This window comes from Bifidobacterium coryneforme (assembly GCF_000737865.1).
Classification (GTDB): domain Bacteria; phylum Actinomycetota; class Actinomycetes; order Actinomycetales; family Bifidobacteriaceae; genus Bombiscardovia; species Bombiscardovia coryneformis.
Window position 1 is genome coordinate 1,220,052 of record NZ_CP007287.1, and the last position, 12,411, is coordinate 1,232,462.

Annotated in this window: 15 protein-coding genes; all 15 read right to left on the reverse strand. The window is 62.1% G+C overall.

From position 1 onward, the window contains the following. Positions 1–9 precede the first annotated feature (9 nt). The 15 genes from bcor_RS04805 to bcor_RS04880 all read right to left on the reverse strand — a co-directional run bounded on the left by bcor_RS04805 (position 10) and on the right by bcor_RS04880 (position 12,394). Positions 10–885 (reverse strand): phage tail family protein, encoded by an 876-nt coding sequence (locus tag bcor_RS04805; RefSeq protein WP_148303965.1) that lies wholly within the window; start codon positions 883–885, stop codon positions 10–12. Beyond that, entirely contained in the window at positions 882–4,391 is a 3,510-nt protein-coding gene (locus tag bcor_RS04810; RefSeq protein ID WP_033497976.1) for a phage tail protein, read from the reverse strand. Before bcor_RS04810 ends, bcor_RS04805 begins: the two co-directional genes overlap by 4 nt. Positions 4,392–4,413: 22 nt before the next feature. Then, complete coding sequence (locus bcor_RS07275) at positions 4,414–4,764, reverse strand: hypothetical protein (protein ID WP_051875688.1); 351 nt, start codon at positions 4,762–4,764, stop codon at positions 4,414–4,416. 14 nt (positions 4,765–4,778) lie between these two features. Beyond that, positions 4,779–5,162 carry a hypothetical protein gene (locus bcor_RS04820; protein WP_148303966.1) on the reverse strand — a complete coding sequence of 128 codons (384 nt, stop codon included), beginning with the start codon at positions 5,160–5,162 and terminating at the stop codon, positions 4,779–4,781. Positions 5,163–5,186: 24 nt separating this feature from the next. Further along, positions 5,187–5,810, reverse strand: a complete 624-nt coding sequence (locus bcor_RS04825; protein ID WP_051875689.1) for a hypothetical protein — start codon at positions 5,808–5,810, stop codon at positions 5,187–5,189. Between the two features lie 154 nt (positions 5,811–5,964). Continuing rightward, a complete protein-coding gene (locus bcor_RS07545) occupies positions 5,965–6,105 on the reverse strand; it encodes a hypothetical protein (protein WP_158332631.1) in 141 nt (46 codons plus the stop codon). A 543-nt stretch (positions 6,106–6,648) separates the two neighbouring features. After that, positions 6,649–7,407: a hypothetical protein gene (locus bcor_RS04840; protein WP_033497970.1), complete on the reverse strand. Its 759-nt coding sequence runs from the start codon at positions 7,405–7,407 to the stop codon at positions 6,649–6,651. Beyond that, a complete protein-coding gene (locus bcor_RS07550; RefSeq protein ID WP_158332632.1) occupies positions 7,404–7,568 on the reverse strand; it encodes a hypothetical protein in 165 nt (54 codons plus the stop codon). Before bcor_RS07550 ends, bcor_RS04840 begins: the two co-directional genes overlap by 4 nt. Before the next feature lie 122 nt (positions 7,569–7,690). After that, positions 7,691–7,936: a hypothetical protein gene (locus bcor_RS04845; protein ID WP_038459204.1), complete on the reverse strand. Its 246-nt coding sequence runs from the start codon at positions 7,934–7,936 to the stop codon at positions 7,691–7,693. Positions 7,937–7,940: 4 nt separating this feature from the next. Beyond that, positions 7,941–8,198, reverse strand: a complete 258-nt coding sequence (locus tag bcor_RS04850; RefSeq protein ID WP_051875690.1) for a hypothetical protein — start codon at positions 8,196–8,198, stop codon at positions 7,941–7,943. Continuing rightward, entirely contained in the window at positions 8,192–9,052 is an 861-nt protein-coding gene (locus bcor_RS07280; RefSeq protein ID WP_051875691.1) for a hypothetical protein, read from the reverse strand. Before bcor_RS07280 ends, bcor_RS04850 begins: the two co-directional genes overlap by 7 nt. Before the next feature lie 643 nt (positions 9,053–9,695). Further along, entirely contained in the window at positions 9,696–10,250 is a 555-nt protein-coding gene (gene ssb / locus bcor_RS04865; protein WP_033497966.1) for a single-stranded DNA-binding protein, read from the reverse strand. Between the two features lie 210 nt (positions 10,251–10,460). Beyond that, positions 10,461–10,742: a hypothetical protein gene (locus bcor_RS04870; protein ID WP_033497964.1), complete on the reverse strand. Its 282-nt coding sequence runs from the start codon at positions 10,740–10,742 to the stop codon at positions 10,461–10,463. A gap of 144 nt (positions 10,743–10,886) precedes the next feature. Continuing rightward, a complete protein-coding gene (locus tag bcor_RS04875) occupies positions 10,887–11,561 on the reverse strand; it encodes a hypothetical protein (protein ID WP_033497962.1) in 675 nt (224 codons plus the stop codon). After that, positions 11,558–12,394 (reverse strand): PD-(D/E)XK nuclease family protein, encoded by an 837-nt coding sequence (locus bcor_RS04880; protein WP_038459208.1) that lies wholly within the window; start codon positions 12,392–12,394, stop codon positions 11,558–11,560. Before bcor_RS04880 ends, bcor_RS04875 begins: the two co-directional genes overlap by 4 nt. Positions 12,395–12,411: the final 17 nt, after the last annotated feature.

Sequence of the window (12,411 nt, forward strand, 5' to 3'; positions counted from 1 at the left end):
GCTTGCCTGTCAGATGTAGGTGTCGCACGTAAGCACGTCCACCCAGCCGCCGCCTGCACTCAGCAGACGAAGCATGATGTCACCGCCCGGCTCGATTTGGGGGAAACCGCGCCGCACCAGTCCCCTGCTGACATCCACACCGCCCATCATGGCGGTCTGCGAACGGCAGTCCAGAACCAGAGGCACACCTGGGCTCACGCGCCCCCTCCACTCAAGGCCGCCGCCCTTGCCCCACATGAACAGGAGACCATCGGGCCAGTCACCGTTGGCCGTCAGCACCGGGTAGGCGCAGGTGGTGCCCGCGTTGCGCAACAGAAGCCTGCTCTGGTCGGCAGACTGCACCCCGTAATCCAGCGGGTACGCAAGTCCACGCCCCCCATCGCCGTACGACAGCCCGCCAGGGGTGGCCTCAGGGGCGACGATCTGTCCAGTTTGCGCCTCCCAAGCCAGACGTTCAGGTCTCGGACACACAAAGGTGAGCGTGCCTGAAAGCAGCTGACGGCTCCAGTCCGACCCGTACTCCGAGCGCAGATAGCACTCGACATACGTGTCCTCGCCCTCGTCAGCCACTCGCAGTCGTAGCATTCGACCGCTCATGGAGTTCACCTGCCGCGCCAGGGCCTGCAGCTCGGAACGGAGGGTGCCTACAAGGTCGATGTGGATGGTAACGGTGCGCGCGGAATACGAGATACCGTCCGCGGGGACATCGTGTGCGCCGTTGCCCCATGCTCGTTCCACCAGCTCGGTCTTGATCGGAGGAGTGGACAGCCACCCCTCGATGCCTTCCTTGGCGATCATCACGCCGCGCCCATCCGGGGGCCGGGACCGGCCCCCATGGAATCGCACCGTACGGTCACCGTCGTAGAGATACGCGTCAGCCATCATTGACTCCTTACCGTCTGCATCGCCGCAGCCGCCAGCTGGCGACCGAGGATGGTGCCTTCGACGAAGGGGTTGCTCACCCCATAGTTGGTGATGTTGACCTCCTGCGCGAAAGCAGGAGACCCCTTGCCTGGGTGTCCGCCCTGGGAGGACGGACCATCCGCCGAGACGCTGGCACCAATCCGCATGGCGGCGACCGTAGACCTGGCCTTACGTGCGGCCATGTCAGCCATCTGGGTCACCGAGTCATAGAGCGCAGGAGCGCCATCTTCGACACCCTTTGCGATGCCTGCGGGGATGAAGGGACCCACCTGCTTCGCCATCACCCGGGAGGGCGAGTGGATACCTAGACGGTCCTTGATCCATTTGGGTATCCAATCGGCCACGGACGCAATCCTGTCCTTGAGCCACTGCTTGGCATTCTCCATGCCCCGCCACAGACCCTCGATGGCATTCCTGCCGATGTCGCTCAGCCAGGAACCCGCACCGCTGAACGCGCCCAGGATCCAGTCCTTGACATTGCCGAACATCTGACCGCACCACTCGCCGAGGGCGAGCGCGGCATCAACCAGGCCGTTGATGATCTTCCTGCCCACCTCGCCCCAGTCCGCGTTGACAATGCCGTTCCATATGGCCTCGACTATCTTGACAACCGCATCGAGGATGTAAGCGATGGCTTTGATAAGTCCAACAGCGAGCGCCCAGATTATTTTGAGTCCAGCTTCTGTTATCTCTGGCATGTTGTTGATAAGTCCCGTTACCAGATTTTCGAGTATCTGACAGGCGGCTTCGATGATCTTGTCGAGATTGTCGACAATTCCTCTCACCAAGGCTTCCACGAATTGCACGGCGACTTCGAGGATCAGGGGAAGGTTGTCGATCAGCCCCTGGGCCACGGCGGCGATGATGTCCAAGGCCGCGTCCACCAGCTGCGGCAGTGCCTGGTCGATTCCCTCGATCAGGCCTTGTATGAGCTTGAGCGCTGACTCAATCAGAGAGGGCAGGTTGTCCACAATTCCCCGGGCCAGGCTCTTGACGATGGTCAGGGCCGCCTCTATAAGCTGCGGGAGACTTGTGGTGAATCCATCGACCAGGCCCTTGATGAGTGTAGTCGCCGCAGTGATGATGGCGGGCATATTGTCCGCAATGGCCTTGGCGAGGGTCTTGACGATGGTCATGGCCGCCGTGGTGATGGCGGGCAGCGCGTCCACCAGTCCCTGCGCGAGCATACTTATCAGGTCAGTGGCGGCGGTGACCATGTCGGGGAGGCTCTGTGTCAGTCCCGACACGAGGCTGTCGAGAATCTCGCCGAACGACTGCGCCAGTGTTGGCCAAGACCTCATGACCCCTGAAATCAGACCGTTGACGAGACTGGTTCCGGCATCCAAGAGCGCCGGTAGTGCCGTGCCCAGTGCGCGCACGATGGCGGGCACCATCCCAGCGAACGACTCCGCCGCCTTGGGTATTCCCGAAGCGATGCCGTCCGCCATCCTGGATACCTGTCCACTAAACGCCGTCATGTCACCGCCTGTCGCGGCCAGTCCGATGACGGCTGCGGTCAGTACGCCGACCGGCCCGCTGAGAATCTTCAACGGTCCATTGAGGCCGCCGAGCATGCCGCCGACTACCGGCACCCGCGTGAGCAGGCCTGCGAGCCCTTCGGAGCCGAGGGCCACGAATGCCGCCGTGAGCGGCCCCAGGATCGGCTTGAGTGATGCAAGCTTGCCGGTGAGTGCGTCGGAGTTCTCGCCGAATCCGCGGAACCTGTCGGTCAGCCAGTCCACTACCGGGCCGATCTTGTCTCCCAAAGCGGCCCCTATGGCCGAGGCTTTCTCCTCGATTGGTGCGAGGGCCTGGGTAATGGCATTGAGCAACGGTGCAAGTCTGGGGAGCAGGCCCGATTGCAGGTTCTGGCCTATACGGCTCCATGCCGCCTGGAGATCATCGATGCCTTTCATATGACTGAAGCCATCGCTAATGAGCGCGCCTATGCTGTCGGCCCCTGCGGCCACAGCTCCGGTGGCGAAGCTTTTGACGGTCTGTCCCACACTGCTGACGGCGGACGCGATGCCCCTACCTATGCCCGACAAGGCAGAGGTAACCATGCTTGCCAGAGAACCGAGTATCTTGCCAATACCCGAGAAGGCGACGGCGAACGCCTTGCCAAGGCCTTCGGCGACCACCTTCCCGACCTCCATGACGAGCGAAAACGCCGCCTTGGCCGTTGGGGGGATCTCGGAAAATCCACCCTTGATCTTGCCGACGGCGGCTCCGAGCGCGCCGCCGAGGGACGATGCCAGCTGTGTGACAGCTGGCATCATGGGGGACAGAGCCGATTTGAACCTGGTCCCCAGACCCTGGAACGGGGTGCTGATGGCGGAACCCATATTGAGGAACATCGTTCCCGCGGAGGACGCAAAGTTGGATACGTGCCCCTCGACAGCCGTCATGTCCCGTCCTGCCGCGCTGACAGCCGGGGACAGAAACTCTCCCGCCTTCTGCCCGACCACCGACAAGGGTGCCATGATGGATGCCGCCGCGGCTGAGGTCTGCGAGGAGAGAGTTGAGAATGCAGAGGAGACAGCGGAAGCCGCCCGTGAGGCGATGGCGGACACCTGGGAAGAGACGGATTCTGCGATGGACACGGTTGACAGGAGCGCCCGCCCCACACCGTCCGCAACAGTGGAGGACATTGATGAAATCTTCTGCCCCGTGGATTGGAACAGGGCAAGGACCTGGTACGAGACGTTCCCGAAGGCCGAGATCACAGGTCCTGCGAACGTGGAGAGAACCGCGCCAATACTGCCGACTGCGGAGGACACCGACGAGACCACCGGTTGAAAGAACCCTGCGACAGAGTAGGCCAGCGCCGACAGACCGGCCCCGACCGTCGAAACCAGGTTCGTGGCCCACGACCCGACGAGGGTCCCTACACGGGTGAGTTCGGCCCACACCCCCTGCCCGACTTCTGCTACGCTCTTCGTCAGCTCCAGGGAAAGGTCCTGTAGGGCCTTGGCGATGGCCCCGGTTAGGAGTGACAGGCTGGAGGAGATGGATGAAATGAAAGGTGTTGCGCTAATCCCGGAGGATGCGAGGGAGTAGCTGGTCTTCAAAGCACTGCCCAGGCTACCGGTCTTGCCGATCAACGAGTCGATCTGGGCCGTGAGCTGTCCCAGGACGCCGGTCTGATGCTCAGTCGTTTCTGTTGCGGTCCTCGTGGCAGCGGATAGGGAGGACTGGGCTGCTTCCAGCTGCTTGACGCCCGCCGCCGTATCCGCGCGAAGCTTGTCAATACCAGTGCTGGACAGGTCCCGGGTCAGCCTGTCCATGCTGGACTGGAGCTCCTTACCGAGGGTGCGCCCTATGCCTGTGCCGCAGCCCTTGAACGCGTCGGCCAGGGCCTTGGCACCGGCCTCGCCGGCAAACTTCACGCCTTTGGAGACGGATGCTTTGAAACCGGTCATCACCGGGAAGATGTGTATGGCCCCCTGGCCGACGATGGCTGTCATGGCGTCTCCTTGGCGTGTGCCGCTAGCTAGTGAACTTGATTTCCGCGTCGAGTTCGCGGAGGGCCTGCTCCCGTTCCTCCGGGCTGACCTCGTATCGGGCCTTCTCCTCGATGTCCGCCTGGACCGCCCACGGGGTCGCCTTCTCAAAGGTCTTCCGATCCTTGATGGACGCCGCAAGCAGGAACAGGTCGTTCATGCCGACCGGGTAGGCCCACCCGGCCACTTCCGCACCCAGAGGCGTGGACGTGTCGGCCATGGCATGCCGGGTGAGACGCACCGCCTCACCCAGCAGACCCGGCTCTTTCTGCCCGGTTCCAATCCCGTAGCAGCCCCTCAGTGTCGCCGTCAGAGTGTCCGGGTGTTCGTGGTACACCCTGGCGACGAAAGCTATTCCGGGAGTGAGGCCCCGGACATCTTCTCAACGACACGGAAGTACTTCGTCGCGAAGTCCTGCACCTCGGCGAACGAATGCTCCAGAACCAACTGAGCCGTCTTCTCGTCCTCACACATGGCATCCAGCAGTTCACGCAGCTGCGCGACCGCCCCCTGCTCCTCCAGGGAGCTGAGCTTTTCGACCTCCTGCACCGAGAAGAGCAGGGGCACTTCGACCACCTTCCCGTCATGGAACTTGGCGACGAAGGCCTTGCCCTTCTCCAGGATGATGTACTTGACGCTCAGCTCATCTCGCAGAGCGTCGATGATCTTGTCCTCGTCGAAATTGTCGAAGTCATAATCAGCCTGTGTCTGCTCGTCGATGGGGTTCATTTGCATTGTTCTCCTTTGCTTTCTTTCTGACTACTTGGATGAGCCGGTCTGCCTGGCTTCAGGGGCCGACGATTCGATGGGCGGCTGGGGGCCGAACTGCTTATAGGGCTTGTCCTTGAACAAGGGGTCGGGCCGCCATTCGAGGGTCACACTCTTGCCGCGCGGCTCTCCGGTGGTCTCCTGGTCCATCTCCATGGCCGTGACCTGGGCTACACCATGGAGTCGTTCCTCATCGCCGTTGCGGAACTTGGTGACGGCCAGAAGGATGACCTTTGCCGCAGGAAGGCCGGAATCCACGTAGACGATGCCGTTCTGGTCAGGTTCCTTGCCTTCGGTCAGCTTCATCACGGCGGTGTTGTTCTCCGCGAGGCTGGCCTGGATGCTGCGTTTGCCGTCACCGGGGATGCTGTAACCCTCCTGCCAGAGGTCGGTCGCCTCGCCCGCTTCGAGCCCCTTCTGCGGTGCACCGTCCGCCTTGATGAGACCAAGCTTGCGGTACCCTTCAGGTAGCTCCAGCGGGACCTTGCCAAGCTTGTCATCGGCTATGACGTTCTCCGATGCGTACGGGGCGAACGCGATATACCCGCCGATGGGTACACCGACGCGTATGAGGTCGTTGCCCTGACTGTCGGGGCCGGTCTGGTTCTGTGCCATGTTGATCCTCCTTGGGAATCACAAAAGGGGCCTCCACGGCGGAGACCCCCACATTTGGGTTGGTTTGGCGTGCGGGCTATACAGGCTCGCCCACAACGGAGTATTCGACGATCATCATCCGGGCCAACACGTCCAGGTCGTCGACCACCAGGTATCAGCCGAAGCAGGAGTCATCCACGACGGCGGCGATGGGCGACCGGGTTTCATCGACGACATCCTGACTGGTTGCGTTCCTGGTGGTCTGTTCACGCAGCTCATCCAAGAGGGCCCGCGCGGTTGAAGTTGCCCGGCTCACGTCCGAGTATTGGAATTGTGGCACGGCCGGGCAAGAATGATGCCCACAGGGGAAAGGTAGGAAAGCCTGCGGGCAAGTTTTATGAGGCTGGCTGGCATTCGGCGTCGCTCAGCCGCCAGCCGTTATTCAGGAGTTCGAACAGCGTGGGGACCCAGGGGATGTACCCATAGCGGAATGATGTGGTCAGGTGGTCATGCGTAGGCTGTCCTGCCGCCCCGGTCTCTGGGTCGTCATGGGCTTTGCACAGCTTGATGCTCGCGTCTTGCTTCCAGTGGGGCAAACGGGCGGCGACAACCTCGCGATGTTCCTTGGGGCACTCGAGCGATTGGTTGACTCCAGCAGTAATAGCCCTTTGTAACCGGTTTGAAGAGGTGCTGCTCATGATAAAGGGAGCGGTGAGGCACGTTACTTCATCACGAAGATAGCCCGCTCGGATACCGGAATCCCAGGCGCAAGGAAACAAAAAGTAAAGGCCGGACACAATCGCCCGACCCTTACAGTTAAATCAACTATATTTAACTATCGCACTCAAACGACAGTTTGTCAAGTCGCCAGGCGCATTCCCTCGGCGCACTCCAGCAGCTCGGGTTTTGCCCACTGCCAAACGCCCCTGGTTTCGGTCTCCACAGGATGAAGCAGTCCCCTACTCCGCCAATTGCTCACGTCGCCCCTTTTGATCTCCAACCCTGTCTCCCGGCAGACCCACTGCGCGGCCACCTTGGGTTGCCCGATGATGTACTGTCCCTCCATACGCTCACGGCGTACCCGTCTGACTTCGGCCACCACCCACGCATTTCCGCACTTGCTGCAGGTGGACATGGTGTCGTCGGGCAGTCCGGACAGCTCGGCCCCACAGGTAGGGCTGAGGCAGTGTCCGTGGATGATGCGCTCCTCCGGCGGTGTTATATGCAGTTGGACCTTCCGGTTGGTGCGAGTGAGGTCGCGGTAGTCACGTCCGCTGTTAGGCGCGTTCGCCAGCCTGCCCATCCTGCCGGCCAGCTTGGTGAGGAGCTGCAGGGCCTCGCCGGCCCATAGGCCGATGTCGCCTGCCACGTCCTGGATGATTTCCTCCGCATAGTCGTACAGGCTGGCGGCGGTCATGTCTATGAGGGTTGGCGAGAACACGGACCTGACGGCTCTCTCACCGTGCGGCTTATGGCGCACCTCGCGACGTTCCATACGCTTCAGCTCGTACATGCCGAGCCTGAGCTCATGGATTGTCTTGGCAAGTTCCTGCCGGTGGGCTTTGCACAGGGGTCCGCGCGGCAGTCCCTCGCATATCGGACATTGGTTTCTGGTCAAAACTTGGGTCCTTCCTTCTTGATGTTCGACTCCCAGGAGATGGTGACGTGCATGGCATTGATGACGGCTTGCCTGTACCTGTACCTGCGGGTGATGTCATGGTCGGAGGCCGTTTCGTGGATACCGGCCAGGGATTTGGTTTGATGGGATGCGTAGCTCAAACTTCCTCCCGGATAGTCCCCGTACGTGCTTTTACATCCCTTACTCGTCCGTTCCTCATCCCACCCGCACCCGGGTTTTGCCGGACACTCAGAGGGTTCTTTTTTGCGGTTCGTATGGTTGCTCACTTTGTGCCTCCTATCATGCTGCTGAGGTCTTCGGCACCAAGCCGCTCAACCCCACCGCCGATAAAGTGGCCCGTTAGGCGGGGTTTTGGTTCTGGCTTGGGCGGTTCAATGACCAGCTGGGCGGCTTTCATGGCCTTGACGCGAGCCTCCTCGATTGGGGCCCCCTGGCGAGTCTGGGCTATAAGGGTCCGCCTGTATGGGATTGACCGGGGACTGCTGATGCCGATGCCGTCCTGCTCCATGAACTCATGGGATTCGTACCGCGTCGGGTATTCGAGGGCCTTGGATGCGGCGGATGCCTGCGTTGACGTCCCCGCTGAGCATCCACCGGCCCGTCTCGTTGTTCGCGTAGAAACGTCTGACGGATTCCATCGCATCGGCCAGGTTCGCGTCGGCCCGAAGCTCCTCATGAAAGGTGCGCGCCTCCAGGTCGGTGATGGGTGCGTTGCCGTGGTGCGCCCGGATCTTGGCAAGCACGAGGGTGCTTTCAGCGAGGGTTAGCATGCGGGTATCTCCTTTCTCGGGATCTGCGGAATTTCCTCTTGCACATACCGGGCTATGAGGGCGGCGTTCGCATCCTGGTTCTGCTGAGCCCTGCTCGCCTGCCGGTCCGGCTGCCTGGCCCGCGGTTTGGGCTTGTTCTTCCAGCCGCCATCGTGGAGCCATTTGGATGCGGCGGGAATGTACCGGGGGTCCCGTTGTTCGTCCCGGAGCATCTGGGCTCCCTGAAGCAGGGCGACGAGGTTCACGCGTTCCGTCCCGGTCCGGCGCAGGACGCGTTTGAACTCGCGGACGGCGGCATCAGGGTAGTCGTGGTTCGGGTAGAGCGACCAGAACTGTCGGAACTGGGCCGCCTCATCCGACGACGGCTCCCTGACGGGCTGCCGGTCGGCGTCGGCCCCCGTTGGGGGGTTGGGGGATTTATTGTCGGGTAAATGTTCTTGTGTTCTGGTGTTTTTGTGTTTAGTCCGGTTCAACTCGGATTCATCACGATGAGTCGCTGTTGAATCTCTGTTGAATCTGCGCTTTCGATAGTTTTCTGCGTTCCTTTCCCTGCTTTTCTCCACCTGGTCACGCCTGCTGTTGTGCTCCGTGTAGTCATGGATCACGTACCCACTGTTGCCGTCCGGCTCCAACAACTCGACCTTGCACAGCGCGTTGATCTCCTCATCGGTGACCCCGAGCACATAACGAAGGTCACGATCGGGGATGCGACCGTCTGTCAGATTGTCCGAGCAGTAGGCGATGGCGAACACGAACGCCCCCACCGCAGATGGGCAGACGACACGTAGCTCCTTGACCTTCCCGTTCAGGTAGAAGTCGTTCTTCAGCTTCGCGTAACCGCGTCTACCGGCCATGACAGCCCTCCTTTCTTTCTTCCTTCCTCATTGGCATCCGCATAACTTGGACTGTCCGCCCGTCAGGTTCCGCCCGGCCTTGGTGCCGATCTGCCCTCAATCGCACCGGCATACTCGCATGATGTCGGCCCCGCGCCGTCCCGCATAGCCGAGCATGGTCAGCATCCCGAGCCGCCAGTCCCTGGGAACCTCGATACGGCGCACGTACCCGGGGAACAGGACCCCGTCCCCTGGAAAGTCGCATGCAGTTCTGCTCGTCCTCGGCAGGCTGGCACCCCCGTGCCTGAGGGCGGACCTCGACCTCATAGCCCTTGCTCCGCGCCAGGCGGTGCGCCATAGCCTCCTCGCCTTCCGGAAAGGCGGAAGACCACCATTCTGTGGTCGGCCAGTGAGAACCGGTCGGCATTCCTGTTGTAGGGTCTTCCGGCGGATCATGCCCTCGGGGTCGCTTATACGGTCACGCAGGTACCGCAAGACGGCGGTCTCGAACCTCGTACCCTTGTCCTTTCTTCCGTCTGCTTATGCGTACGCCTCCCAGGACGGCCACCCGCAGCCCAAGCAGCGGCCCACCATGCCGACCGCGCCACCGCACTCGGGGCACACGCGGTCAGGCTCGGGCGGCGTCTCAACCCCGGCGAACGGATCAAAACTCAGGTTCGTCATTGCCGCCCCCTACCCACGGGTCCTGTTCCGGCGCACCTGTTTGTCCACCTGCCGGTCCCGGTGCGCACGAGGCCGATGACGCGGGAATCGGGGACGCTCCCCCACCCCACGAGAACTGCTCGCCGAACCCAGCACCGCCGCCCGAATTGCCGCCACTATTATTGTTCCGAGTCACCTGGGCGGTGCTCCGAGTCAGGGCCGGGCCAATCTCGTCCAGGCACAGCTCCACGAACATACGGTTGTTGCCATTGCGGTCCTGGTAGGAGCGCTGCACCAGACGGCCCTGGGCAATCACCCTCATGCCCTTGGTCAGGCTCGCCTGCATGTTCGAGGCCAGGGGCTGGTGCTGCGTATCCCATGCCGAGCAACGCATGAACAGAGCATCCCCGTCCTCCCACTGACCCGACGTCCTGTTGAACTGCCTGGGCGTGGAGACGATGGTGACATTCGCCACTCTGCCCCCGTTCGACGTCGACCGAATCTTAGGGGCCGCCGTCAGGTTGCCGATGATGGTAATGATGGCGTCTCCGGCCACGTCAGGCCTCCTTCTTGAAGTCGTCGATTACAATCGGGTTGTCCTCGCTCCGGTAACGGCGAGTGACAGGATGTGAACGCTCGGCTTCCCAGTTGCATGTATAGCCATGCCAGATGGTCTTGGCACACGACGGAGACCAGCACTTGCAGCACTCGCCCTGGGTGAGCCGGGAACAAGTCGAACAAGGACAGCCGGCCCTGGTTGATAGCGTCATGAGTCGGCATCCTCTCGATGCTCCGGGCAGCAGTAGAGCCGGTCCAACACATCTCCCCTCTGCCAGCCGTACTTGACGATTCCCAGGTCGAAAGCGGTTTCCGCGTCGTCGACTCCGCACACCAGCTGGTGCAATTCGGAGCGAAAACGGGTGCCGTCGATTACGTGCCCGTCCCTGTAGATGGAGATAAATCTGATGCAGTTGGGCACATCGCAGTCGAACCGCCACCCGTCCTCGGGGACGTGCACCGTATAGCCATGCACCTTGAGCTTGCTCATGAGCGCTCACCCCTTTCCATGCACCAGCCGAACCCTGCCAGGGCGGCCAGGTCAAGCAGACCAAGCTGAGGGTGTGCGAGCGTCCAGCAGGAAGCGAACACGCACACCGCGCCGCAGAAACCGGCGGCGCACAGCCAGAGGAAATCAACGAGAGGCATCATCGGAATCACCCACCTTGCCGAGTTCATCAAGTATCCTGTCCGCCTCGGCGGGCGTCAGATTCGCGGAGCCCAGGTTGCCCGTGATCTGCCTGCCGATCAGGCGGCTCACCGTCTCCTTCTGCTCGGCTGGCACGTTCACCCCCGCCGCCACCAAGGCCGCGCGGATACGCGTCAGGGACGACTCCGGGGCCGAAGCGAACCGCTGCCTGCTCACGAACCCCCGCTGCTGGCGCTCCTCCTCCCGGGCCGCCGCCTGCTCCGAGCCGCCCTCGTCACCCGAAGCCAGGTTGAAGGCACTCGTGATCGCGTACCGCTTGCAGCTGGTCCAAGTGCCCGCGTCCTTCTTCACATCCTTCCCCGTCAACACGCAGGGGTAGTCGAGCAGATCCTCGGCCTGGCCCGTCTTCACGTCCACGACCCGGACGCGCACCGCGTTATTCGCCAGGTGCGTGGACAGCCACAGGTCCTGCTTCGCCAGGGCGTCGGTGACAGCCTTGTACAGGTCGTCGATCGTCGAGTACCTGATCCGGTTGCCGCTGATGGTCAGCTGGCCGGACTGTTCCGGTTTCATCTCCATGCGCGCCTTCTGCAGGCGCTCCCACACCGTCAGCTCCTGCTCAGCCTGCTCCTGCTTTGTCTTGTTTTCCTGACCGCTCATACTTCCATCTCCTCGTACTCTCTGTCGATCCGCCAGCCGGGGAACCCCACCGTGCGGGGAGTCTTGTCCAGCCCGTACTCCCCCATGCGCTGCTTCCAGTCGTCCGGACTGTCACGCCTGAACCCGGCCAGCTCATCCAACGCCTGCGCGATACGCTCACCGGCCAGCACGGTCTCCGGGCCATCCTCGTCCATCCGCCACACCATGTAGTCGTAAGGACGCTTCTTCTCCTGCACCACGAACTCGAACCCGAGCAGGCCCTGGAAACCGGTCAGCCGGTACAGCATCATGTAGAAGGCCGCCTGGATGTGGTAGCCGAAACGGGCCGCCTCGCCGGGGAACTCCCTCGGGTCCGCGCTCGTAGTCTTGTAATCACGGATACGCAGCACCCCGTCCTCGTCCGGACCGTCAGGCAGCCAGTCGAACTTGCCCTTCAACCGCAGCCCACTCCCCGGGTCGTCCGCGACCACCACCATCTCCGGCCTGCCGGGAAGCGACCTGAAATACGGGGCCGAAACAGCCCCCATCTTCCGCAGACGCTCCCTGTCACCGGAGGAGACAACCACCGCGTCCGAAGCGCGCAGCTCCTCCATCAGGGCCTTGCCCGCCTTCGTACGCAGATTCGGCCTGTCGACGACCTCCGCACCAGTGCCCAGCACCCGCGCATGCGCCGCCTTGCCGAAATCCAGAGCATCACCGGACACATCCAGACCATGATCGAGATAATCCACATACGACAACGGCGACACCATGAATCGCTTCAACGCAGACTGATCCAACGCCGGGTCAGCGAAGTACTCCCGATCCGCCATCTCCTTAATCTCAAACCCCATCAGTTGTCCCCTTCAAT